The organism is Nocardia sp. 852002-51101_SCH5132738 (assembly GCF_001665695.1).
GTDB classification, from domain to species: domain Bacteria; phylum Actinomycetota; class Actinomycetes; order Mycobacteriales; family Mycobacteriaceae; genus Nocardia; species Nocardia nova.
This window is the reverse complement of record NZ_LZML01000020.1, coordinates 19184-43732: the sequence shown is the minus strand read 5'-3', so window position 1 is coordinate 43732 and position 24549 is coordinate 19184. Positions and strand designations below refer to the sequence as shown.

Here is a 24549-nt window from a genome sequence, read left to right as displayed (position 1 = left end):
ATGACAACAGTGCTGGAATGTCGCGACCTCAGTGCCGGCTACATCAAGCAGCGACCGTGCCTGCGCGGTGTGGACCTGGATCTGCACGCCGGGGAGATCACCTGCCTGCTGGGGCCGAACGGGGCGGGTAAGACCACGTTGCTCTCGACCTTGTCCGGACTGCTGCCTCGCGCCGGCGGTGAGATCCGGGTCGAGGGCGCCGACATCGTGAGCGGACGCCCACGAGCCGCGGTGCGTGCCGGAGTCGTGCTGGTGCCCGACGACCGGGCCTTGTTCCGGCAGTTGAGCACCCGGCAGAACCTGCGTCTCGCCGTAGCAGAGCGCGCCCGGCGCCGGACGGCGATCCCCGAAGTGCTGCAGTACTTCCCGGCCCTGGAGAAGCGGCTGTCGGTCGACGCCGGGCGCCTGTCCGGCGGCGAGCAACAGATGCTGGCCATCGGCCGGGCGATCCTGCAGCGCCCCAAGGTGCTGCTCATCGACGAACTCAGTATGGGACTGGCCCCGGTCATCGTCCGCGAAATCCTGGATGTGCTGCGTGCACTCGCCGACGACGGCATGAGCGTGCTACTGGTCGAGCAGCATGTGCACCTGGCGCTGGGAATCGCCGACCGAGCCGCGATCCTGGTGCACGGCACGGTCGCGGATTCCGATACCGCCGAAGCGCTGCGTGCCGATCCACGCCGAATCGAGCGGGCGTATCTCGGTGAGGCAATCGAGGAGTCGGCCGCGACGGCGGTCTCCTGATCCGGAGCTCGCCATGCGCGGCCGGCACCGGTGCGGACCGGGCACATCGGTGTCGCCGCAGTGGCCGGCCGAAACACCTGTCGCGATGCGGATCGGTCGACCCCGACTGTTCCGCTCCACGGGACGGCATCCGTGTTCGCCGGTAGGTTCGAGGGAGGATTTCGGTACTACCGTTGTCACCTGGTGTGCGCCGGTGGCGTTGTGTCGAGGAGGGCCGGGTATGCGCGGGATCAACCACGTCGTCCTGTACGTGTCGGACCTACAGCGCAGCCTGGACTTCTACGAGGGTGTACTCGGGTTCCGCCGGCTTCCCGGCGCATTTCCCGGCGCTGCCTTTCTGCGCCACGCGGACTCGGCCAACGATCACGATCTCGGTCTGTTCCAGGCCCGTGAGCGCGCGACGCCGGTATCCGGCGCTGTCGGCCTCTATCACGTGGCGTGGGAGGTGGACACCCTGGCCGAACTCGCGGCGCTGCACGAACGTCTCGCCGCGGCAAGGGCTTTGACCGGCACCGGCGACCACGGCTCCACCAAGGCCCTCTACGGGCGCGATCCCGACGGGATCGAATTCGAGGTGTGCTGGCTGGTGCCCGACGAATGTGTCGAGCAGGCCCTGGTGCCGGGTACTCCGCCGACCGCTCCGCTCGATCTCGCCGCCGAGATCGAGCGTTACGGCGCGTCCACTCCGGGCGGTCCCCGCACCGATCCGACCGTGTGGGAGCGCATCGCGGCACGGTACGCGGACGGGTTCTGACAGACCTCTCCCGCTGAATGGGAGGGCGTCGGCTGACGCCGATCGCGGAAACCTATCGTCCTGTCATGCCACGTGCTTGTGACCCAGTTCACCGCCGTGAACCGGGTGCACCGGGCCTCTCGGGCCACCGCCTTCGCACCCTGCGGTAGTCGTGGCTCACGTGTGCTGTGTAGCCGGGAACGCCACGGCTGCACCGACTTTCCGTCCCTATCACCGTTGCTGGAGGGCCTCACAATGACCAATCCCGTCGACACCGTCGCCGCCGCCGTCGCGGCGGCGCAAGCCCCGACCTACGAGGCCCGCAGGATCTCGACCGGATACTCCTGGCCGGAGTGCCCGCGCTGGCACGAGGGCACCTTCTGGTTCTCGGACATGTACACCGGAACGTTGAAGACCCTCGACGCGGACGGCAACGCCACCGTCGTCGTCGACGCGAACGCACGGGCGGCGAAGACCGACGTGCCGATCGTGCTGGGCGGATTCGGCTGGCTGCCCGACGGGCGGCTGATCGTGGTGTCCATGCACGAGAAGCTGGTGCTGATCCACGGCGGGGGCGGGCCCGAGGACCTGTCGGTGTACGCCGACATCTCCGAGCACTGCTCGGCCGCGGCCAACGACATGGTGGTCGACGCCGACGGGCGCGCCTACATCACCCAGCTCGGCTTCGATCTGTTCAAGGGCGAGGATCCCGTTCCGTCACCTCTGATCGTGGTGGAACCGGACGGCACCGTCGGCACTCCCGAGAAGGTCGGTCCGTTGTTGTGCGCCAACGGGATTGCCGTCAGCGCCGACGGGACCCGGGTCTACACCGCCGAGGTGATGGCCTTCAAGATCACCGTGATGGATCGCGCCGCCGACGGCACCCTGTCGAATCCGCGAGAGTTCGCCACCTGCCCGTTCATGCCGGACGGGATCGGCCTCGATGCCGAGGGCGGGGTCTGGGCGGCCATGCCCGGCGGCGGATATGTCGCGCGTTTCACCGAAGAAGGCATCACCGACGCCGTCTCGCTGCCGCTGGAGAACGGCATCGCCTCGGCCTGCCTGCTCGGCGGTCCCGATCGCAGCACCCTGTACCTGACCGCCGGCTACGAGGTCTTCGACTTCGAGAAGTCCGCTCGGGAAGCGCTGGGTGGCATCTGGGTGGCGGACGTGCCGCAGCACGGCGGCGACACCCGTCCCTGATCCCGTCCGAAGCCCACCGAATTCACAGAGCTCGAGGAAAAGATAATGGCAACACTGGATTTCAGCGACCGCATCGTCGTCGTGACCGGCGCGGGCCGGGGCATCGGGCGCGCCCATGCGCTGCTGCTCGCCTCGCGCGGTGCCTCGGTCGTGGTCGGCGACCTCGGTGCGAGCATCGACGGTTCAGGCGTGGACGGTGACGATCCGGCCGCGCAGGTCGTCGACGAGATCACCGCCACCGGCGGCACAGCGGTGGCGTGCGCTGCGGACGTGTCCACCGAGGACGGCGCCCGCGCCCTCGTCGACGCGGCGGTCTCCTCTTTCGGCGGTCTCACCGGCGTGGTGAACAATGCCGGCATCGTCCGCACCGCGCCGTTCGACGAGGTGCCCGACGAGGAATATCAACGCCACCTCGACGTCCACTACTTCGGCACGCTGCGTGTATGCCGGGCGGCGTGGCCGCATCTGCTGCGGGCCGAATCGCCGCGGATCGTCAACACCATTTCGCAAGCGATGCTGGGCAATCCGGGGATGTCGCACTACGGCGGCTCCAAGGGCGCGGTGTTCGGCCTGACCCGCAACCTCGCCCTCGAAGGGCTGGACAAGGGCATCAAAGCGAACGCCGTCGCTCCCGGGGCGGGTACCCGCATGGCCGAAGCCGCCGCCGACACCTTGTCGCCGGAAATCATGGAGTACATGCGCACCTCGCTGCTGCCCGAGCACATCGCACCGGTGGTGGCCTACCTTCTGCACCCCAGCTGCGATGTCACCGGTGAGGTGTTCAACGTGGCCGGCGGCATCGTGAACCGGCTGGCACTGGTCAACACCGTCGGCATCCATGACCCAGGCCTGACAGTCGAGAGCGTTGCGGAGCGGTTCGACCAGGTCATGGCGATCACCCCCGATGCCTTGCCGCAGGTCGTCGCGCCGGCGCAGATGCCGGTGTCCTGACCACCTTCGACAGCCCCGACTGGAGTTTGCTCATGAGTACGACAGAAACGGTCACCCCGACCGAATACCCCTTCGAGCCGGTGCCGCCGAAGGACGCCGTCGATCGTTACCGGGCTATCGCCGCGGAGCGGCCGATGACGAAGATGACGATGCCGTTCGGCGGCGACGTGTGGGTCATCCACCGCAACGCCGCCGCCCGCGAGATGCTCAGTGACGGCCGGTTCGTACGTGAACCGTTCCGCACCGGCGAACGGGTGGTGCCCTACTTCGTGGAATTCCCCGACTTCCTCAGGACGACACTGCAATTCGAGGACCCGCCGCATCACACCAAACTGCGCAAACTCGTCCAGCGCTCGATCTCGCCCAAGCGAGTGAAGGCGATGCGGGATTCGGCCGTCGAGTTCGCCAACCATCTCATCGACGAGATGGTCGCCAAGGGCGCGCCCACCAACCTGGTGCACGACTATGCCGTCGCCCTGCCGATCCAGATGCTGGCCAACCTGCTCGGGGTACCGCCGGAGGACCGTCCGAAATTCCAGAAATGGAGTTCGGCGACCCTCGCGGTGGCGAATATGCCCGAGGAAGAAGTCGTCGCCAACATGACCGAACTGGTCGTGTACATGATGGCGCTGATCGAGGAACGGCGGAAGAGCCCGCGCGAGGATCTGCTCAGCGATCTGGCCAATGCCCGCGACAAGGACGACAGCCTCACCGACGGCGAGATTCTGCCGATCGCGCTGGTGCTCATCATCGGCGGATTCGACAACACCGCGAATTTCATCTGCGCCGGTGTGCTGTCGCTGCTGCGCAACCCCGACCAGCTCGAGTTGTTCCTGCAGGATCCGGACGGCATGGCGCCGACCGCCGTCGAGGAGATTCTGCGCCACGGTCGAATGGCGTTGGGAGACAAGGTCGCCGGTGGTGGCGGTCTCGTGCCGTTCGTCGCCACCGAGGATGTGGAAATCGACGGTCAGCTGGTCGCTCGCGGTGAGGCCGTGATGGTCGACCCGGCGGCGGTGGCTCACGACGGTGTGGCCCTCGAACACGACGACGTCTTCGATATCCGGCGCAGCAACAACCCGCATCTGACGCTGAGCTACGGGCTGCACCACTGCCTGGGCGCGCCCCTGGCCCGGATGGAGATGCAGGTCGGGCTGGCCGAGCTGTTCAAGCGGCTGCCCGGGTTGACACTGCACGGTGAGGCGGTCGTCGACAACGACAACCTCACCCAGCCGATCGTCGATCTGCCGGTCACCTGGTAGGAGCGTGCCGATGCCCAAAGTGTTCTACACCCAGCCCGACGGCCAGGTGCGTGTCGTCGACGGCGCCGTCGGTGATTCGGTGATGTCGACTGCGGTCCGCAACGGCGTGAACGGCATCGTCGGCCAATGCGGCGGAACCTTGTCGTGCGCGACCTGCCACGTGTATCTCGAGCCGGGCGAATGGGGGTACTTCGCCGATCCGTCCGAGGACGAGGACGAGATGCTGGACTGCACGGCCTCCGATCGCGAGGACAACTCGCGGCTGTCATGCCAGCTCACGTTGTCCGACGGTGTCGATCTGCACGTGATCATTCCCGACGAGCAGGTCTGACGATGACCGAATCGCAGGACGGGACCGATGTGCAGGCGCCGCCCCACAGTGTGGTGGTGGTCGGCGCCGCACACGCCGGGGTGCAGCTCGCCGATCGCCTTCGCGCCGGGGGCTACACCGGTGAGCTCACGTTGATCTCGGATGAGCCGCATCTGCCGTATCAGCGCCCGCCGCTGTCGAAGGCGTGGCTGAAGGGTGAGGCCACCGGTGACTCGGTGCTGTTGCGCGAACCGGACTATTACCGCGACCAGAAGATCGAACTGATCGTCGGTGCCCGGGTCACGCACCTGAGCCGCACCCCGGCCGGCGTCGAGGTGCGGCTCACGCACGACGGTGAGAATTCGATCCGGGAATTCGACCGGCTGGTGCTGGCCACCGGCGCGCGTCCGCGGCGTTTGCCGCTGCCCGGCGCGGATCATCCCGATGTGCTGGTGCTGCGCGACCTCGACGATGCCCGCCTGCTCGCCGCGCGGGTGCCGGCCGGGCCCGTCGTGGTCGTCGGCGGCGGCTTCGTCGGTCTCGAGGTCGCCGCCACGGCGCGGGCACTGGGAGCCGACGTGACCGTGATCGAGGCAGGGGAGCGGCTGCTCGCGCGGGCGGTGGGCGCCGACACCGCCGAGGCACTGCTCGCCGCTCACCGAATGATGGCGACCGAGGTGGTGCTGGTAGCGCTGCCGGTGTCCATCGAGCACCGCGACAACAGGATTCACGCGGTACGGCTCGCCGACGGCCGCGAAATCCCGGCGGCGACGGTCGTCGTGGGGATCGGGGCCGAGGCCCGGACCGAGCTGGCCGAGCAACTCGGACTCGACTGCGACGGCGGCATCCTCGTGGACCGGCACTGCCTGGCCTCGGACGGCTGGACTCTCGCCATTGGCGACTGCGCCACCCATGTATCCGAGTCCGGCGCTCGCTACCGGCTCGAATCGGTGGACAATGCGGTCGAGCAGGCCAATGCGGCTGCTGCGGTGCTGCTGGGCCAACCGTGCCCGCAGCGGCCCACCCCATGGTTCTGGTCGGATCAGGGCGATCAGAAGTTGCAGATCGCCGGCCTCATCGGTGGGCACACGTCGATGCTCGTTCGTACCGATCCGCAGCGTCCGCATCGGCGGGTAGCGCTGTACTTCACCGACGATGCGCTGACCGCCGCCGAATGCCTCAACTCCCCAGCGGATTTCGTTGCCTTGCGATCGGCGCTGAGCCGCGGGCATCGGCCGGGGCCGAATGATCTGGCGGACACAGCGGTTCCGCTCAAGAAGCTCCTGGCTCCGGCGCGGAGCTAGGTCTGTGTCGTCGCGATTGTACGGAAATCTGTTATGGCAAAGCTGATCTCGAGCCGCCCTCGGGTGGCGTCGCGGTTGCGTCACATCCGCATCGAAGCCGGTGCGTTGAGGCTCGACTACAAGGCGGGCGCTGAGCAGGCACGCGACGTGGCGTGCGCGCTGACGCAGCTGTCGCCTGATGTCATGGTCACCGTCGACGACGACGTGTGCCGCGATCTGCCGCCTTTGCCGTGTGCTGGATTGTGGTCCTGAGCGTCGTTGCACACGTGCCGGGAAGGCCATTGCGGGCCGGTAGCTCGGCCTCGGCCTCGTCGAATCATCCCATCGCCGAGTGGTCCTCGGCGATGGGAGATCTTTCGAACGTGGTCACACGGGAAGACCGAGTGGCTTCTCGTCGCTGACATCGCTCCGGTCGTCGGTGCTCACCAGCGGGCAACGCGTACCGGTGAAGATGCTGGCCGCGCACAGGTTGCAGTGGATGCACAGCGACGTCTTCGACGACTCCGCTCGGATGCGATTGATCAGATCCGGCTCACGCAGCAGTGCCCGCGCCATCGCCACGAACTCGAACCCGTCGATCATCGCGGTGTTCATGTCGGCGAGGTCGGTGATTCCGCCGAGCAGCACCAGCGGCATGTCCAGTTCGTTGCGGAACTGGCGTGCGTAGTCACGGAAGTAGAGGGGTTCGTACGGGTAGTGCTCGAACACGAAGCGGCCGAACATCTTCATGCCCAGTTTCACCAGACCGCTTTGGGTCTCGGCCATTTCGCGGATCGGTACATCGCCGCGGAACAGATACATCGGGTTGAGTAGCGAGGACCCGCCGGTCAGCTCCAACGCGTCGACATGGCCGTCGCTCTCCACCATCCGCGCGAAGACCAGGGATTCGTCGAGCCACAGACCGCCGGGAACGCCGTCGGCCATGTTCATTTTCGCCAGCACCGCGATCCGTCCGTCCGCTGCCTCGCGGACCGCCTGCAGAATTCGGCGGGCGAACTCCGCGCGACGGTGGAGCGGGCCGCCCCAGGAATCCTTGCGGCGGTTGATCTTCGGGCTGAGGAACGAGCTGGCGAGATAGTTGTGGCCGAGGTGGACCTCCACCGCGTCGAATCCCACCTCGATCGCGTTCCGTGTCGCGCGGGCGTGATCGTCGATGATCCGCCGGATATCTGCTTCGGTTGCGGCGCGATCCAGGCTCATCGACAACGGATTCGGTCGCGTCGACGGGGCCAGCGAGGGCAGACCGGTGGAACGTGAGTTGGCGACCGGACCCGCGTGACCGATCTGCGCGGATATCGCGGCGCCGGTGGCATGCACCGCCTCGGTGAGTCGTCGCAATCCGGGAAGTGCCTCGGGGCGCCAGTAGATCTGATCGTGTTCGGTGCGGCCCTCGGGTGAGACCGCCAGGTAGGCGACGGTGGTCATGCCGGCCCCACCCGCGCCGACCGCCACGTGGAGATCGATCAGCGCGTCGGTGACCAGGGCGTCGGTGGTGACCCCCTCGAAGGTGGCGGACTTGATCACGCGGTTGCGCAACCGGATCGGGCCGAGGGTGGCAGGCGCCAGCGGATCTGGATGTGCGGGCGCGGGCATCGGGGTGACGGACATGGTGGAACTCCTTGTCAGGACTGGTTGGTGGCGGGAGTGCTGCGGTCGCCCCGGACATCCACGGGAGCGTGAATATCCATCCAGCGCAACATCTCGTCGACCACATCCGCGCAGTCGCCCTCTGCGCCGGCATCGGCCCATTCGACCAGTGCGGCGAAGGATGCGGCCTGGTAGGCGGTAGCGAGCGCGCGGCAGATCGCCAGTGGTGCATCCGGGAGGACACCGGATATGTATGTCGCCAGAGTGTCGATCCACGGCCGGTAGGCCAGCGGCGCGATGGCGGCCAGCTCCGGTTCGGCGGAGATCAGGCGCAACCACCGCGGCGCGATCCGGCTGATCCCCGGGTCGTGCGAGACCGATTCGACGACGGCCGCGCGAATGACAGCCGACGGGTCGGCGTTGTCCGTCGCGTTGTCGAGGGCATCGCGAAGCCTGCTCGTGGCGGGCTCGACACCGAGGTAGGCGATATCCGAACGAGACGAGAAGTGACGCAGCAGGGTTCGGGCGCTGATGCCGGTCGCATCGGCCAGATCGCTCCAGCTGGTCGTCGAGTATCCACGTTCGGACCACAGGTGAAGCGCGCATTCGGCGACGGCCCGAGTGTCCAGCACGGACGGACGCCCGCGCCCGCGCCGAGCTGCGGTGTTCGGGGGCATGGCCACAGTTCACCATTTTTGTCGTAGTGTGTCAATATTGCGCGGAGTCGCAGAAGTGGCAGTAGGCAGAGCGGAAAGCAGGCAAGCGATGGGTGTCTATGTCGTGACCGGATCGGCATCGGGAATGGGACGAGCGGTGGCGGACAAACTTCGTCGAGATGGCCACACCGTGGTCGGGGTCGACCTGCGCGACGCCGACGTGGTCGCTGATCTGTCCACCGCCGAGGGCCGGCGCGCGGCTGTCGATGGCGTTCTCGCCGCAGCGGACGGACACCTCGACGGTGCTGTCCTGGCAGCCGGGGTCGGCCCTGCTCCCGGTGCGGAACGCCCGCGCCTGATCTACGAGGTGAACTATCGCGGCGTGATCGAGTTGCTGCAGGGCTGGCGGCCGCTGTTGGCTGCGGCGACCGATGCCAAGGTAGTGGTCTTCGGCAGCAACGCGACCACGACCACGCCCGCGGTCCCCGGCCGCGCGATCCGCGCACTGCTGGCGGGGGATACCGACAAGGCCCTGCGCGTGGTGCGGATATTCGGCCGGAACGCGCCCTCGTTCGCCTACGCGGCGTCGAAGATCGCGGTGAGCCGCTGGGCCCGGCGCCAGGCCGTCACCGCCGCCTGGGCGGGCGAAGGGATCCGGCTCAATGTGCTGGCGCCGGGCGCCATCTTGACGCCGCTGCTGGAAAAACAACTCGCCACTCCACGGGAAGCCGCGGCCATCCGCCGGTTCCCGGTGCCGATCGGCGGTTTCGGCGACGCGGGCGACCTGGCGGATTGGGTGCTGTTCATGCTGTCCGATGCAGCGCGGTTCCTCTGCGGCAGCGTGGTTTTCGTCGATGGTGGCAGTGACGCGTATTTCCGGGCCGACGACTGGCCGCGTGCCGTGCCAGTACGGAAGATCGCCGGCTACCTCCGGCGTTTCCGCGGGTTCGACGCCCGCTGACGGAGTGGGAGGGGTGCGTCGGCGCATCTGCCGGTCACCGACTGGGCCCGGTTCTAGTGCCTCGTCCGAGAAAGCCCTCGGGCTGCTCGTCTTCATCGGAGTGTCGTGGAGGTCGCAGGCGGTATCGGACTGATGGTGCCACGGCTGAGTGCCCTGGCTGCCGCGGGTCTGTCGGTACTCACCGTGCTCGCCGCCGGGACGCAGGCGTTCATCGCCGACAAGCCCTCGATGGGGATCTTCCCACTGGTGCTTGCCGCGATGCATCGACGAGCACCTGTGCCTTCCAACAGAACATTGTGGCAGGCGAGATCCCGATCTCGGCAATCCACTCGGACTGGCTTTGCATGTCGCGGATCCTCGCGAGGACCCGCGCCGCCGGGGCATGCACGACCTTGGTGGCGCTGTCAGCGGGCATGGTCGCCGTCCCCGTAGTAGCCGAGCCGGAGCAGGGTGGTGATCTCGCTGATCAGCGGCATCCGCGGATTGGTGCGGTTGCTCAGGTCCTGGAAGGCGGTCATCGCCAGTTCCGGGAGCGCCGCGAGGAATTCGTCCTCTGGGACGCCGATTTGGCGGAGTGTGCGCGGCACCGCCAGCCGCTCGAGTAGGTCTCGCACCCCCTGGAACAGTCGGCGGCGGCTCTCCTCGGGTTCGTGTCCGCCGAAGACGACCCGGCCGAGCTGGGCGTACTTCTCGGGCGCGACGTAGGCCGAGTAGCCGGGGGCGGGCATGAACTTGGTCGGCAGGCCGGCGTTGTAGCGCAGCGTGTGCGGCAGGAAGACGCCGTTCACGCGGCCGTGGGCGATGCCGAACCGTGCGCCGACGGCGTGCGCCAGAGCGTGGTTGGTGCCGACGAAGGCGTTCGAGAAGGCGAGTCCGGCCAAGGTGGCGGCGTTGGACATATCGGTTCGTGCGGCCAGATCGTGCGGGTCGTCGTAGGCGCGGGGAAGCGCCTCGAAGATCAGCCGCGCGGCCTGCACACAAAAGGCATCGGTATAGGGCGAGGCGAAGATCGAGGCCAGCGCTTCGAGCGCGTGGGTGAGCGCGTCGATGCCGGTGTCGACGGTCAGGGTGCGCGGCATGGAGATGGAGAGCAGCGGGTCCACTATCGCCATGTCGGGCACCAGGGAGTAGTCGACCAGGGTCTCCTTGTGATCGCCCACGGTCAGTACCGCCGCGGGCGAGACTTCCGAACCGGTGCCCGCGGTGGTCGGCACCGCCACCAGCCGCACCATGTGCGGGCTCTGGGGATAGTCGGCCATGCGCTTGCGGGGATCGAGGAACGGCAGCGTGAGGTCCGCGAGATTCGTCTCGGGGTGCTCGTAGAACAGGCGGATCGCCTTCGCGGCGTCGATCACCGATCCACCGCCCGCGGCGATGAGCACATCGGGCCCGAACGCCTCGAGCATCGCGACGCCGCGGCGGATGGCGGCCTCGCCCGGCTCCGGCTCGACCTCGCTGAATATCTTGACGTGCTGAGCGCGCAGCTTGCCGCGTAACTCCTCGACCACGCCGCGCTGTTCGCTCAGCGCGTCAGTGACGATCACGACGCTGTCGCACTCGACGTCGCGCAGGTTCTCCAGCGCGCCCGCGTTGAAGAACGTGTTGGACGGAACCCGGAACCACTGCGGTGGGCTGCGCCGGTAGGACACCGTCTTGATGTTCAACAGCTGTTCGTAGATGGCCGAGGTGTGTCCCAGGCCACCGTGTTCGGTGACCAGGACGGCGGCGTCGATGCCGTGCTGGACGTCGCGGGCGCGCACCAGCCCGAGCACGGGCATCAGCTTCTCGCGCACCAGCGGATGCTCGGCGAGCCGGTCGAGATCTGCGGGCAGCGGAGCGAGCAGCACCTTGATCGACGGGTCCACGGTGAATCCCGCGCGGGCGGCCAGGTCGGGCGCCGCACGGCCTACGGCCTCGAGATTGGCCTTCTCGCCGCACCCGAAGGCAAAATCGGCGAGCGACTCGGCCTGCTCGGCGGTGATCAGGTATGCGCCCATCCGTTCGAATTCGGCGACGGTCTCGTCGTAGATCGCGTCGTCGATGATGCAGGTCTGCTCGGCCGGGCAGATCACCGACGCGTCGAAGGTCTTGGAGATGAGGATGTCGACGACGGCGGCCTTGATGTCGGCCGTTCGATGCAGGTAGATGGGCGCGTTGCCGGGCCCGACGCTGAGCGTGGGCTTTCCGGCCGCGTTGGCCAGAGCGACGATCTTCTGGCCGCCGGTCACCCAGATGAAGTCGACCCCGGGGTGTCCGAACAGATAATGGGTCACCTCATGGGCGGCGTCGGGGACGACCTGCAACGCGCCCGCGGGCATGCCCGCCGCCTCGGCTGCAGCGCGCAGGATCTCGACGGTGCGCTCGCATGATTGGACGGCGAACGGCGAGGGCCGGAATAGCACCGCGTTGCGCGTCTTCGCCGCCACGATCGCCTTGTACAGCACGGTGGAGGTCGGATTGGTAACCGGGGTGATGGCCAGTACCACGCCGATCGGTTCTGCGACCCGCGTGATGCTGCGCTCGACGTCCTCGTCGATGACTCCCACGGACTTCTTGTCACGCAGGTAGTCGTAGAGGAACTCGGTGGCGATGTAGTTCTTCACGACCTTGTCCTCGAAGACGCCGAAGCCGGTTTCCTCGATAGCGACCCGCGCCAGTTCGGCGGCCGACCGGATCCCGGCGCGCACCATCGCCGCCACGATCGCGTCGACCTGCTGCTGGTCGAGTTTGCGGAATGCCTTCGCCGCGACGGACGCCGCGTCGACCATCGCGTCCACCTCGTGGTACCGGGAGATGCCGGTGTCGCCCGGCGCGATGGCGTCGGCGGTGGCGGTCTCACCGCTGCGATGCACGGCTTGGGAGGCTGGGCTGCTCCGGGTATCGGTCATGAGATCTCCTCGCGTGGAGATGCCGGTGTCCTCGGTATCCGAGGCGCATGTTCGCGACGGTACTCCCGCTCGGCGGCGTTGACTGCGGTCTTTGTGCCCTGCTATCGGCAATGCCGCGCCGCGACGGCACTCACCCGGCTGCCGCTGGGCCGAGGCCATCACCACGATCGCTCGTCGCATCCCGGCCGGTCGTTTGCTCGTCTTCGTGATCTTCTGCAACCGCCGCGGACGATCGGAGCCCCCGAGAGTGTGAGATGCCCTCATCTTGGCGAGCGGCCGCCCTGCGTCGGCGATATTGCGGACGCAGGGCACCACTTCGTCACGGGCGGCTGCCCGTAACCGTTGCCGGTCCACAGGACCATCTCGACGAGACCGAGCCAATTGCCGTCCGCGAGGCGGGCCCGCGCATGCTGCGTGAACGGGGTGCGGCTGTCGCCCCGGCGGAACCTTAGCCACGGCGGCAATGTCGAATAGCGTGTGACTACACATCAACCTCACCCCGACGTCGCCGAGCGTTGGACGCAGGCGCATGCGGATCATGTTGGCGCGTATGTACGGCCGTCCGCAATCGTGGTGATGGCTTCGGCGCAGCGGCAACCGGTTCCGATGATCGCGAAGCTCATGCGAGGGCCGACATCAGCCCGCTGTCGGATTCGGCTGCGTCCGGCCGACAGTTGGCCCACTGGGCAAGCGGTCTTCTGAGCGGAATTCGTTGTCGAGGATCAGCGTTCGTCGCGGAACCGCGCCGCGACCAGCGCCCCTACCTCGGCGATCGCCGCACGCCCTCGCGCGACCGATGGCGCCTGCATGGCGAATCCGTGGCCCACTCCCGGGTAACGCAGCTGCACAGTCGGCACGCCTGCCTCTCGGAGCCGGTCGCCGTAGGCTTCGACGCCGTCGCGGATCGGGTCCGCGTAGCCTACGGCGATGATCGCGGGTGGCAGGTCGGCGAGCGAATTCGCCAGTGCCGGAACGCCATAGGCGTCGTCGGTCGAGGGATCGGGGCCGAGGTAGAGACTTTTCATCCAGTCGATGTCCTCGGCGGTGAGGAAGGGGGACGAGCCGAACTCGCGCATCGAGGGGCGGTCGGTGCGGCGCTCGACGCCGGGGTAGAACAGCACCTGCTGCGCGATCGCGGGGCCGTTGTCGTCGCGGCTGCGGAATGTCGTGGCGGCGGCGAGTCCGCCGCCGGCGCTGTCTCCGCCAACTCCGATCCGCGTCGCGTCGACGCCCCAGTTCGATGCCGTGTCGACGGCCCAGCACAGCGCCGCGTATGCCTCGTCGTTGGCGACGGGATAGCGATACTCCGGGGCGAGGCGGTAGTCGACGTTGAACAGCACCGCTCCGGTCGCGTCGGCGATATCGCGGGCGAGGCGGTCGAAGGACTGCAAGGTGCCCATGATCATGCCGCCGCCGTGGAACCACACCAGGGCGGGCGCATCGGATTCCGGTGCGGTCAGCGGATGGTAGACCCGCACCGGGACGGCGCCGTGCGGGCCGTCGAAGGTGGTGTCGCGAACGGTGCGCATGTCGGGGCCGGGGGGACGCACGATGGATTCGAGGGACCGGCGTGCGGCTTCGACTCCGGCGGCGTGCATGGGGCCGGTCTTGTTCGCGCGGACTCGCTCGAGAATCACTTCGACGTCGGGATCCCAGGCGAACTGGTAGGGCTTGTACCCGCTTGATGCGGTCACGGTTCACTCCTCGAGAGGTACGGGAGGCGCGTCGGTTCGCGTGGCGCGCAGCATCATCCCGGTGCTGGTCTCTCCGCCGCGGCGGTGCTCGTTCATCAGCTCGACGAGCCGTTCGTTGTCGTGGCGGGTCAACGCTTCGATCATCTGGTCGTGTTCGGCCACGACGCGGGCGCGCGCGACCGGGTCGTACAGGTAGGCGGCGTGGTAGGGCATCGCGAGAGTCCACAGCCGGCGGATCTCTGCGACGATGAGATTCAGTGGGGATCGCTCGAAGATCACGAAGTGGAAGGCGTGATTGTGCATCCGCATCGCGAGTACATCACCCCGTTCGGCTGCTTCGACCACCTGTTGTGCGGTGTGGGTGGCTTCCGCGAGGGCGTCGGCGGGAAACGCGGGCAGCGACAGCAGCACCTCACGTTCCAAGGCCGCGCGCATCAGATAGATCTGGTCGAAATCCGACTGTTGCAGCCGCGCGACCGTATAGCCCACATTGGGTTCGTGTGCCACCAGGCCCTCGGCGGTCAGATGGCGCAGTGCTTCGCGGATCGGCAACCGGCTGACACCGAGGCGTTCGGCCATCAGGACTTGGCGGATCGGCTGGCCGGGAAGCAACTCCCCGGTCACGATCAGGCGTTCCAGTTCCGCGACCACCCGCCCGGCGGCGCGGCCGACGTCGCGGCTCGTCGGTGCGGGACTTTCAGTCGGTCTGCTCACGGGTCCCCGAAGATACCAGCCGAGCGCCAGGCGCCGATTCGATCGGCGGGGTAACCCATCGCGGTCAGCACCGATGCGGTGTCGGCGCCACGGGCGACCGCAGGGCGGGGGCGGCGGTGCGGCGATCGGCTGAGCGAGATCGGTACACCGACGCCGCGATAGTCCGGCGCTTCGATGAACAGCTCGCGGTGCCTGGCCTGCGCCGACTGCAGAGCCTCGTCGACGGTGTTCACCGAGCTCGCCGCGACACCTGCCTCCTCCAGCCGGGCGGCGAGTTCGGCTCGGGGCCAGGCCGCGATCAGTTCGCCGAGCAGTGCTACGAGTTCCTCCCGATGTGCGTGCCGCTGCGCGTTGGATGCGAAGCGTGGTTCGTCGGCGAGCTCCGGTACACCGAGCGTCTTTGTCAGCGAACGGAATTGGCGGTCGTTGGCGGCGCTGACGAAGAAGTCGCCGTCGGCGGCCCGGAACACCTGATAGGGGACCACGGTCGGATGGAAATCGCCGGTTCGCTGGGGGACGCTTCCGCTGGCGATCCAGTTGGCCGCGTGCGGATGCAGGAGGGAGATGACCGCGTCCAGCAACGCCATATCGACCAGTTGCCCGTGCCCGCTGCGGTCGCGCTCGAGCAGCGACAGCAGGATGCCGTTCACGGCGAGATTGGCGGTGACGATATCGACGATCGGCACGCCGACACGCAGGGGGTTGCCGTCGGGATAGCCGTTGATACTCATCAGGCCGCCGAAGGATTGCAGGACCGCGTCGTAGCCGGGAAGCCCGCCCATCGGGCCGTCGACGCCGAATCCGGTGATGCGGCAGTAGATCAGTCGCGGATACAGCCGACTGAGCACGGTGTCGAAATCGAATCCCCAGCGAGCCATCGTGCCGGCCTTGAAGTTCTCGATGATCACGTCGGCGCCGGCGATGAGGTGACCGAGGATCTCGCGTCCTTCGGTGGTGCGCAGATCCAGGCAGATGTTGTCTTTGCTGTGGTTGAGGCTGCCGTAGTAGGCACTCGTACCGGAATCCACGAACGGTGGCCCCCAGCCGCGGGTTTCGTCGCCCGCCGGCGCCTCCACCTTGATGACCTCGGCGCCCTGGTCGGCCAGCATCTGCGCCGTATACGGGCCGGCCAGGACGCGGCTCAGGTCCAGGACGCGCAGTCCGGTGAGCACGCCGTTGCCGGTGGCGGTGTCGGCGCCGCGCCATGCCGCCCGGCCGTCGATGCGCAACTCGTCACCGGCCTCGGCCGGTGCGGGTGGGGTGATGCTCATCGGGAATTCCCTTCTGCGACAGTGGGTTCGCCGGCCGACTCGGCGCCGACGACGACATCCCACAGGTCCGTGCCCTCGTCGAGGATCTGCCCGGCGAGGACGTCGGCCCAGTAATCTTCGGACCCGTAACGGTCCCGCCAGGCCCACAGCGCCGTGGTGAATCGCCCCAGGCTGTGTTCGGTGGTGAATCCGATCGCCCCGTGGATCTGGTGCCCCGCGGCTGCGACTTCGCGAGCCGATGCCGAAGTCACCGCCTTCGCGGCGGCAATCGAGGCCCGGCGGAGTCGAGGGGCCGACTCCGCGGCCTCGGCTGCGGCAGTGGCTGCCGTCTGCATCAGCGCGGCGCGGGCGGCGAGCCCGGCGAGGCGTTGCTGAATGGCTTGAAATTTCGCGAGTGGACGCCCGAACTGGGTGCGTTCGCCGGCGTAGCGCAGCGTTGCGTCGCGCACCGAACCGGCTACAGCGGCCAGGGCGACCGTATAGGACTGCGCGCCGCGCTGCTCGAGTTCCGTTGCGCCGACCGGTGATTCGGTATAGAGATCGACGGGTGTCGCGTCGAACCGGTAGTCGTCGAGTGCGGCGCCGAGTAGATCGGTGCCGGGCTGCACCTGCACGCCCGGGGCATCGGTGGCGACGATCGCGATCGACGGGAGCGCGGCCGGGGTCGGCGGCTCGAGCAGGACGACCAAACGGGCGGCGTCACGACCGTGCACGACATCGGTGACGATGCCGTCGAGGACGGTGGTGCCGTCCACTTCGCGTGTGCTGCAACGATCGTCGGCGATCACCACGGTGCTCGGCTCGGCTGCCGCCGTACCGGTGCAGTGCGCGAGCAGCGGACTCGCCAGCAGGCTGTGCTCGATCAGGAGGGTGATCGCGCCGCGCCCCGCTGCGGCGTACGCTACCGACAAGGCATCGGCGGATGTGCCGCCGCTTCCGCCCTGGGTCTCGGGAATGCCGATCTCGGTGAAGCCCGCTTCGGCCAGTGCGTCCCAGACAGCGCGGTCGGATGCGATGGCGGGCGTGGTCGTATCGATTCCGATGCGGTCGATCATGTCCGCGACCGCCGCGACCAGTTCGGTATTCGGATAGGTCATCGCAATCCCATTCCGCGCGCGACGATTCCGCGCAAGATCTCGTTGGTGCCGCCGCGCAGCGTGAATGCCGGGGTATGCAGCACACCGGCAGCGAGCAACCGTGCGAACCCGTCGCCGCCGCTGCGGCGCGGTTCGATATCCGTGCACGCGCGAATGGCCTCCACCACATCACCTTCGAAACTCGAGCCGAGATCTTTGACGATCGCGGCGAGCACATCGGGTTTGCGTCCGGCAGCGAGTTCGGTGGTCACGGCCAGCGACATGCGCCGCAGGGCCCAGGCCTGCGCGGTGAGCGATCCGAGGGTGGTGCGTTGCTGCGGTGTAGCTCCCGAGCGGCGCAGTTCCTCGGCCCAGGCGCGCAGCAGCGGCATGGTCGACAGATAGCGCTCGGGCCCGGAACGCTCGTAGGCCAGTTCGCTCATCACCTGCGCCCATCCCGAGCCGCGTTGTCCCAGCAACGTGTCCGCGCCGACGTGCACGTCGTGGAAGACGACCTCGTTGAAGTGCCGGCCTCCGTCGATGCTCTGCAGTGGCCGTACCTCGATGCCGGGCGTGGACAGTTCCACCAGGAACTGCGACAGTCCGCTGTGGCGGTCGCCCGGACCGCCGTCGGTGCGGGCCAGCAGGACCATGGCATGGGCGACGTGTGCGCCGGTGGTCCATACCTTCGTGCCCGAGATCGTCCACGAGCCGTCGGGGCGCTGCACCGCCTTCGTGCGGACGGCGGCCAGATCCGAACCGGCGTCGGGTTCGCTCATACCGATCGCGAAGAACAGCTCGCCGGCGGCGATTCCGGGCAGATATCGCTGCTTCTGCTCCTCGGTCCCGTTGGCGAGGATGCCCGGCGCCATCTGCCGGTCGGCGATCCAATGCGCCGCGACGGGCGCGCCGTGGGCCAGCAGTTCCTCGGTGACGACGAAACGCTCGAGCAATGAACGGCCATGTCCCCCATAGTGTTCGGGCATCGTCATGCCGAGCCAGCCGCGACTACCGAGTTCGGCGCTGAAGGCGGGATCGAATCCGCTCATCCAGTTGTCGGGCGCCGGGGTGAACACGCCGGTGTCGAGTTGTTCGCGCAGAAACGCGCGCACCTCGGCGCGCAACTGCGCCACCTCGGCGGGACCGGCCTGTGACCGGCTGCCGGTAGCGGCGGTCATCGGCCCGGTCCCCGCGATGACCAGGACGCTTCGCCCTTGCGCGACATGGACCACATCTGCACGCCCCGTTCGATTTCCAGCGCCGAGGCCCAGCTCACCGCGGGGGGCCCGAGTTCCAGGCGGGCGCTGGCCATGATGCGGCGGGTGAGTTCGGGATCCGCGGCCGCCGGGCCGGTGAGTTCGGCGATCCGGCCGTCGAGATCGGCTTCCTCCGCCACCAGGTGGGCGAGCCCGCGCTCGACCGCTTCGGTCCCCGTGAGCGAGTGTCCGCACGCCGCCAGTGCAATGGTGCCCGACCATCCGACCGCGCGGCCGAGCAAGGCGAGATGTCCACCGCCGGGGTGGATTCCGCGAGCCAGGAAACCGCTGTCGAGGCGGGCCTGTGGAGTGACGGCCATGAGATCGGTGGCGAGAGCGAGATTCAAGCCCGCGCCGACGGCGCCGCCGGCCACCCGCGAGATGGTGGGAACCGGCAGCGAGCCCACCCGGACGAAGGATCCGTAGACCGCGGAGGTGCGGCGCACCGCGTCCGGGGAGGCGGGATCGGCCGATGACGCCGCCAGATCTCGGGTATCGGCACCGCTACAGAAATACGCGCCGGCCGCGCGCACCACGACCGCACCGATGTCGGTGTCGGTCTCCACGCGCGCGCAGAAGTCGTCGATGAGGGCGGCCATCTCCAGGCTGATCGCATTCTTGCGCCGCGGATTGTTCAGGGTCACAGTGGCGACCCCGTCAGTGAACTCGGTGCGGACCGGCGGTTCGGACGGGGTGCCGACGGGAGTGTCGGACGTCATGCGGCACACGCTAGCAGATTGGATCCAAAATAAAATCCAATAATGATTGACAATCTGCACCAGGCTCGGCGAGTGTGCAAGGGCAGGTCGCCATCCCTGCGATGTGATGGCGCAATCAAGGGAAAGGTGCATTCGTGTTCGAGTTGGATGGACGGATCGCCCTGGTCACCGGTGCTGGCCAGAGCGTGGGCGAGGGGATCGCGACGGTCCTCGCGCGTCAGGGTGCGACGGTTGTGGTGAACGACCTGCACGCCGACCGCGCCGAGCGGGTGGCCGCGGCCATCGCCGGGGAAGGTAATAAGGCGATCGTGCGGGCGTTCGACGTCACCGACTATCGGGCCACGGTCGATGCGGTGCGTTCGGCCGAGGCCGAGCTGGGCGGGCACGTGGACATCCTGGTCAACAACGCCGGTATCGCCGAGGACCGGGTCAGCAAGCCGTTTCGGGAGCTGACGCCGGACCAGTGGGCGCCGTCGATCGACCTCAACATCTACGGCGCGATGAACTGCATCAAAGCGGTCATCGACGGTATGTGCGATGCCGGCTGGGGACGCGTCGTGCAGATTTCTTCGGGTAGTGCGCGCACCGGACAGAACATCAACGTGTCGATGTACGCGACCGGTAAGAGCGGTATCGAGGGCTTCATCCGCCACCTCGCCGCCGAGACCGGCCAGTACGGCGTCACCGCCAACATCGTGGCGCTCGGCCTGCAAGCCAACCTGGTGGACAAGATGCCGCCGGAGCAGATCGAGCGACTGATCGCGGGAGTGCCGATCGGGCGACTCGGCGACCCGATCGAGGTCGGCGCGTTCTGTGCCTACCTCGCCTCGAACGAGGCGGGCGGGATGACCGGGCAGACCCTGGACTTCAACGGCGGATCGCAGACCCGATGACCGTTGCGCCGACCACCCTGTCGCTCACCGCGATCCGGGTATCGGATCTGCCCGCCGCTACCGAGTTCTACACCGCCGGTTGCGGATTCACCGAGGAACGATCGATTGCCACCGATGCCTTCGATGCGGTGATTGTGCGTGCCGGGACGGCCGGGATCCAGTTGATCGCGCCGCGCGCGAATGCCACGGCACCCGACCACGGCAACATGCTGGTGAAGCTGGTGCTCAACACCGCCGACGTCGCCGCACTGCTGGCCCGTGGGTGCGCACACGGTGGCACCCAGGAAATGCCCGCCACCGTGCTGACGGAATTCGGTTGCACGATCGGCAAACTCCGTGACCCCGACGGTTACCTCATCGAGGTTGTCGGGCCCGCTGAACTACAGGACCGCTGAGCGGGAAGTCCGGGCGTGGTGGCGATCCACGGCATTTAGCGTGGCGCCGTTCACGCCCGGACCGGAGAATGGAGCAATGCGGCGATGACCTGGGGTAATTCATACGACGTCATAGTGGTGGGCTCGGGTGGCGCCGCCCTCGCGGGCGCACTCGCCGCGGCCCATCGCGGTCTGTCGACCTGCGTAATCGAGAAGACCGATCGCTTCGGCGGCACCTCGGCGTATTCGGGCGGCAGCGTGTGGCTGCCCGGTAACCATGTGCTCGAGCGGCAGGGCGTCGAAGACTCGGTCGGCGCGGGACTGACCTACTTCAGCTCGCTCGTAGGTGAACACACCCGCCCGGAGGTACAGCGCGCCTACCTCGAAACCGGCCCGGTCGTCGCCGACTTCCTCGAGAACACCGTCGGTATCCCGCTCGAACACCGACCCTTCCCCGACTACTTCGACGCGCCCGGACGAAGTGCCAACGGGCGCAGTATCTTCGCCGGCGTGATATCCGCCGAAGAGGTCGGCGATCGACTGACCGACATCCGGCCGATGGTGGCGGCCGACCAGTTCGGCATCGAGCTGGACCGGTCGATGCTCGACGGCGGTCAGGCCTGGATCGCGCGCATGGTCCTCGCCCTCGACGCGACCGGCAACGCCGACCTGATGCTGTCCACACGCGTCACGGAACTGGTCCAGGACGAGTCGGATCGGGTGACCGGCGTCGTGGTGGCCGGCCCGGCCGGCACTCCGACTCGGATCGAGGCGCGTGCCGGCGTTCTGCTCGCCGCGGGTGGCTACGAACGTTCGGCGGAGCTGCGCCGGACCTGGCAGGACATGCCCACCGCGGACTGGAGTTCCTCGCATCCGGACACCGGGACCGGCGACGCGGTGTCGCTCGCACAAGCGGCAGGCGCCGCCCTCGACCTGCTCGATCAGTCGTGGTGGTGTCCGGCCACGCTGTTCCCCAACGGGCACGCCGCATTCACCCTCGGGGTGCGCGCCGGAATCGTCGTCGACGAGACCGCGCAGCGCTTCGCCAACGAGATGCTGCCCTACGATCGCATGGGCCGGGAGATGCGGGAGCGGATGCGCCTGGGGCACGGTGACGGCTTCTGGTTCATCTTCGACAACCGATTCGGTGACGACCTGCCCGCCATCTGCGTCCCCGTCCCCGACCGGGCGGAGATGTCGGAGGCCGGACTGTGGCACACCGCCACCGATCTCGCCGGTCTCGCCGCGGCGATCGGCGTCGACGCCGAGCAGCTGACCGAGACGGTACGCCGGTTCAACGAATTCGCCGGGCGCGGCAAGGATGACGATTTCGGTCGCGGAGAGGATCCGTTCGGTCGCTTCTTCGTCGGCGCCGCCTCGCCCGAACCGTGTCTGCTTCCTCTCGACGGTGCACGATTCCATGCGGTGCGCCTGGTCCTCGGCGACCTCGGAACCAAGGGCGGCGCCGTGATCGATCGCGAGGGCGCAGTGCAGCGGCCCGACGGATCGGTGATCGCCGGGTTGTACGCCGCAGGTAATTCCGCGGCTTCGGTTGCGGGGCCGGTATATCCCGGTCCCGGTGTCCCCCTGGGGTCCGGCATGGTCATGGCCTATCGAGCTGTCTCGGATATGGCAGGGCGGCTCAGCGCCGCGGACGCCACCGCATCCTGATCGAGGCTCGGGCCGCGACGTACAAACCGTCGCGGCCGAGCCGCATCAATGGGAGGCCAAGTCGGCTGCTACGCAGCGATCCCAGATCTCGCGGGCCGCCATCCGCACCGGACCGACGAGTTTGCGGTAGTCGAGCGTGGTGACCGACGCGCAGACGGAGATACCGGCGAGGTTGCCGTAGATATGGTCCGCCGGGCCGATGGATACCCCGACACAGCCGAGTCCGGCGAAGGCTTCTCCGCGATCGAACGCGGCGCCGCGCTCCCGGATGACGGCGAGTTCCTCCTTCAGCCGGGCGTCGGAGGTGATGCTCTGCGTGGTGCGTCGCACGAGTTCACCGGTAGCCATGTGGTGCAGGGTCTGCACGATCTGCGGATTGTTCGCGGTCTCGCTGAATGCGATCTGTGCCTTGCCCACGGCGGTCAGGTGGGCGGGCACCCGCTGTCCCACGGCCGTCGGGGTGGGTCCTGATGCGCGTCCGTTGACCTTCGCGAGGTAGACGGTGTCACCGTGGTCGACCACACCCAGCTGGATGGTGAACCCGGTCTGCTGGGCGAACGCCTGCATCACCGGACGCGCTCCTTGCAGCAGACGATTCTGATTCAGGGCCGCCTGTCCCATTTCGTAGGCTTTGACGCCGAGTTCGTACGTCTGCTCGGGCGAGCGTGCGAGCCAGCCCGCGCTCGCGAGCTGTTCGAGCAGCCGGTGCACCGATGAGCGGGGCAGACCGGTCCGGGAGGTCACCTGGGCCAAGGTCAGCGGCCCTACTCCATTGAAAGTCTCCAGCACCAGCGATACCCGCTCGACCACCGAGACCGGGACCCCGGCAGTGCTTGTTGTTCTCACCAGACCTCCCACCAGCCACGTCGCTGTGATGCTCGCCACGGTACTACCACGTGCATGTGCACGTCGAACAGCCGTGACGAGCGCGGGCACGACGATCGCACGGATATGGGATCGGCATCGGACGACCTTCCCGATGAGCGAGATATCGCCCTTTTTCGCCGATTTTCGCGGCATAGCCTGCCGTGGCCCCCGGCTCCGGGATCCGGGCGCGTAGTGCTGACCACGATCAGGAGTGCGGATGTCCACGAAGACGAGTACCGATCCGGAGTCCCGCGCCGATGCGGCGGAAGCGACGGCGGCAACTCGCGTCGCCCGGGTCCGGATCACCGAGATCGTCGAAGAGACTGCCGAGGCGCGATCGTTCGTCGTCGAACCGCTGGCCGGCATGACGAAAACGGAGTATCGCCCGGGGCAGTTCCTCACCATCCGAGTTCCCGACATCGGTACCGGCTCGGCGCGGTGCTATTCCCTGTCGAGTTCACCGCACACCGACCCGGCGATGAAGTTCACCGTCAAACGGGTCGCGGGCGGCCACGGGTCGAACTGGCTCTGCGACACGGTGCGGATCGGTGACGAACTGGATGTGCTTCCGCCGGCCGGCACCTTCGTCCCGGCCTCCCTCGACGAGGCCCTGGTCCTGGTGGCGGGCGGCAGCGGAATCACGCCGGTCATCGCGATCGCGAAATCGATCCTGTTCGGCGGCGCGGGCGACGTGGTCTTGATCTACGCCAACCGCGACCAGGAGTCGGTCATCTTCGCGGCGGAGCTGCGTGAGCTGGAAAACCGTTTCCCCGAGAGGTTTTCGGTGATCCACATCCTGGAGTCGGTGCAGGGCTACCCCAGTCGCCGGGCGCTGTCGATACTGCTGCGCCCGCTGCGCGACAGGTCGGTCTACATCTGCGGCCCGGCACCGCTGATGGACCTCACCGCCGAAGTATGTGGACAAACGGGTTTCGCGGCCGCGCGCGTGCACTCCGAGCGGTTTCTGTCCCTGCGGCGCGAGCCGTTCGCGGCCGACGATCAGAACGAGGTGGCCGGCTCCGGCGAGGTCGTCTGTCAGGTGCGTGTGTCGATCGACGGCGCCGACCGGCAGGTGCCGTGGACGGCCGGGCGCAAACTCCTCGATGCCTTGCTCGCCGCCGGGATCGAGGCGCCGTATTCGTGCCGCGAGGGCGCGTGCAGCGCCTGCGTCTGTTCACTGACCGAAGGGCGAGTGACTCTGGCGCACAACGAGATTCTGACCGACGACGATCTCGCCGACGGGTACATCCTGGCGTGTCAGGCCGAACCGGTGAGCGACGAGATTTCGATCGAATACTGATCGGAGCGGCGCCGGCTCGGCGTCGCCGCCGGATCGAGGCGAAAACCCGTCCCATTCAGTAGGAGACCCACGTCACACCCTCGCTGCCGCCTGCGACGCTGATCCCACCGCGAAA

General features: G+C 67.8%; 24 protein-coding genes. 14 read left to right on the top strand and 10 right to left on the bottom strand.

Translation table 11 applies throughout. The annotated features are described in order from the left end of the window. The 8 genes from A5789_RS02550 (at position 1) to A5789_RS02515 (ending at position 6759) form a co-directional block, all read left to right on the top strand. On the top strand, positions 1–744 hold the full coding sequence (locus A5789_RS02550) for an ABC transporter ATP-binding protein (RefSeq protein ID WP_064902524.1): 744 nt from the start codon (positions 1–3) through the stop codon (positions 742–744). Between the two features lie 220 nt (positions 745–964). Continuing rightward, complete coding sequence (locus A5789_RS02545; RefSeq protein ID WP_063013226.1) at positions 965–1498, top strand: VOC family protein; 534 nt, start codon at positions 965–967, stop codon at positions 1496–1498. A 234-nt stretch (positions 1499–1732) separates the two neighbouring features. Further along, entirely contained in the window at positions 1733–2680 is a 948-nt protein-coding gene (locus A5789_RS02540; protein WP_064902523.1) for an SMP-30/gluconolactonase/LRE family protein, read from the top strand. 45 nt (positions 2681–2725) lie between these two features. Next, on the top strand, positions 2726–3631 hold the full coding sequence (locus A5789_RS02535) for an SDR family NAD(P)-dependent oxidoreductase (RefSeq protein WP_193615625.1): 906 nt from the start codon (positions 2726–2728) through the stop codon (positions 3629–3631). Between the two features lie 32 nt (positions 3632–3663). Next, positions 3664–4893: a cytochrome P450 gene (locus tag A5789_RS02530; protein ID WP_064902521.1), complete on the top strand. Its 1230-nt coding sequence runs from the start codon at positions 3664–3666 to the stop codon at positions 4891–4893. Positions 4894–4903: 10 nt separating this feature from the next. After that, positions 4904–5224, top strand: a complete 321-nt coding sequence (locus tag A5789_RS02525) for a 2Fe-2S iron-sulfur cluster-binding protein (protein WP_063013218.1) — start codon at positions 4904–4906, stop codon at positions 5222–5224. A 2-nt stretch (positions 5225–5226) separates the two neighbouring features. Then, positions 5227–6507 carry an NAD(P)/FAD-dependent oxidoreductase gene (locus A5789_RS02520; protein ID WP_064902520.1) on the top strand — a complete coding sequence of 427 codons (1281 nt, stop codon included), beginning with the start codon at positions 5227–5229 and terminating at the stop codon, positions 6505–6507. A 33-nt stretch (positions 6508–6540) separates the two neighbouring features. Beyond that, positions 6541–6759, top strand: coding sequence for a hypothetical protein (locus A5789_RS02515; protein ID WP_063013214.1), 219 nt, complete (start codon positions 6541–6543; stop codon positions 6757–6759). Between the two features lie 114 nt (positions 6760–6873). Here A5789_RS02515 and A5789_RS02510 read toward each other — a convergent pair whose 3' ends face one another. After that, positions 6874–8115, bottom strand: a complete 1242-nt coding sequence (locus A5789_RS02510; protein WP_227463139.1) for an NADH:flavin oxidoreductase — start codon at positions 8113–8115, stop codon at positions 6874–6876. A 14-nt stretch (positions 8116–8129) separates the two neighbouring features. Beyond that, entirely contained in the window at positions 8130–8726 is a 597-nt protein-coding gene (locus A5789_RS02505) for a TetR/AcrR family transcriptional regulator (protein ID WP_227463140.1), read from the bottom strand. Between the two features lie 133 nt (positions 8727–8859). Here A5789_RS02505 and A5789_RS02500 point away from each other — a divergent pair, with 133 nt between their 5' ends. Both A5789_RS02500 and A5789_RS35240 read left to right on the top strand, forming a co-directional pair. After that, positions 8860–9711, top strand: coding sequence for an SDR family oxidoreductase (locus A5789_RS02500; protein WP_063013208.1), 852 nt, complete (start codon positions 8860–8862; stop codon positions 9709–9711). 132 nt (positions 9712–9843) lie between these two features. After that, positions 9844–10143, top strand: a complete 300-nt coding sequence (locus A5789_RS35240; RefSeq protein ID WP_228795478.1) for a hypothetical protein — start codon at positions 9844–9846, stop codon at positions 10141–10143. On the opposite strand, the gene A5789_RS02495 is transcribed toward A5789_RS35240, so the two are convergent. The 7 genes from A5789_RS02495 to A5789_RS02465 all read right to left on the bottom strand — a co-directional run bounded on the left by A5789_RS02495 (position 10116) and on the right by A5789_RS02465 (position 19329). After that, a complete protein-coding gene (locus tag A5789_RS02495; protein ID WP_064902519.1) occupies positions 10116–12599 on the bottom strand; it encodes an iron-containing alcohol dehydrogenase in 2484 nt (827 codons plus the stop codon). The genes A5789_RS35240 and A5789_RS02495 overlap by 28 nt on opposite strands. 722 nt (positions 12600–13321) lie before the next feature. Further along, positions 13322–14293, bottom strand: coding sequence for an alpha/beta hydrolase (locus tag A5789_RS02490; protein ID WP_064902518.1), 972 nt, complete (start codon positions 14291–14293; stop codon positions 13322–13324). A gap of 3 nt (positions 14294–14296) precedes the next feature. Next, positions 14297–15007, bottom strand: a complete 711-nt coding sequence (locus A5789_RS02485; protein WP_064902517.1) for a GntR family transcriptional regulator — start codon at positions 15005–15007, stop codon at positions 14297–14299. Continuing rightward, on the bottom strand, positions 15004–16278 hold the full coding sequence (locus tag A5789_RS02480; protein ID WP_064902516.1) for a CaiB/BaiF CoA-transferase family protein: 1275 nt from the start codon (positions 16276–16278) through the stop codon (positions 15004–15006). Before A5789_RS02480 ends, A5789_RS02485 begins: the two co-directional genes overlap by 4 nt. Next, positions 16275–17375, bottom strand: a complete 1101-nt coding sequence (locus tag A5789_RS02475) for an acyl-CoA dehydrogenase family protein (RefSeq protein ID WP_064902515.1) — start codon at positions 17373–17375, stop codon at positions 16275–16277. Before A5789_RS02475 ends, A5789_RS02480 begins: the two co-directional genes overlap by 4 nt. After that, positions 17372–18532: an acyl-CoA dehydrogenase family protein gene (locus A5789_RS02470; protein ID WP_064902534.1), complete on the bottom strand. Its 1161-nt coding sequence runs from the start codon at positions 18530–18532 to the stop codon at positions 17372–17374. Before A5789_RS02470 ends, A5789_RS02475 begins: the two co-directional genes overlap by 4 nt. Beyond that, positions 18529–19329, bottom strand: coding sequence for an enoyl-CoA hydratase-related protein (locus A5789_RS02465; RefSeq protein WP_063013196.1), 801 nt, complete (start codon positions 19327–19329; stop codon positions 18529–18531). Before A5789_RS02465 ends, A5789_RS02470 begins: the two co-directional genes overlap by 4 nt. Positions 19330–19463: 134 nt before the next feature. Between A5789_RS02465 and A5789_RS02460 the strand changes: the two genes are divergently transcribed. The 3 genes from A5789_RS02460 (at position 19464) to A5789_RS02450 (ending at position 22267) form a co-directional block, all read left to right on the top strand. Continuing rightward, entirely contained in the window at positions 19464–20222 is a 759-nt protein-coding gene (locus A5789_RS02460) for an SDR family NAD(P)-dependent oxidoreductase (RefSeq protein WP_030517585.1), read from the top strand. After that, positions 20219–20617: a VOC family protein gene (locus A5789_RS02455; RefSeq protein ID WP_063013194.1), complete on the top strand. Its 399-nt coding sequence runs from the start codon at positions 20219–20221 to the stop codon at positions 20615–20617. Before A5789_RS02460 ends, A5789_RS02455 begins: the two co-directional genes overlap by 4 nt. 84 nt (positions 20618–20701) lie before the next feature. Next, positions 20702–22267: an FAD-dependent oxidoreductase gene (locus A5789_RS02450; RefSeq protein ID WP_064902514.1), complete on the top strand. Its 1566-nt coding sequence runs from the start codon at positions 20702–20704 to the stop codon at positions 22265–22267. Positions 22268–22312: 45 nt separating this feature from the next. Here the strand turns inward: A5789_RS02450 and A5789_RS02445 are convergent, their stop codons facing one another. Continuing rightward, positions 22313–23113 carry an IclR family transcriptional regulator gene (locus A5789_RS02445; RefSeq protein WP_063013265.1) on the bottom strand — a complete coding sequence of 267 codons (801 nt, stop codon included), beginning with the start codon at positions 23111–23113 and terminating at the stop codon, positions 22313–22315. A 238-nt stretch (positions 23114–23351) separates the two neighbouring features. Here A5789_RS02445 and A5789_RS02440 point away from each other — a divergent pair, with 238 nt between their 5' ends. Further along, positions 23352–24434 carry a ferredoxin--NADP reductase gene (locus tag A5789_RS02440; RefSeq protein ID WP_082940423.1) on the top strand — a complete coding sequence of 361 codons (1083 nt, stop codon included), beginning with the start codon at positions 23352–23354 and terminating at the stop codon, positions 24432–24434. The last annotated feature ends 115 nt before the right edge of the window (positions 24435–24549 follow it).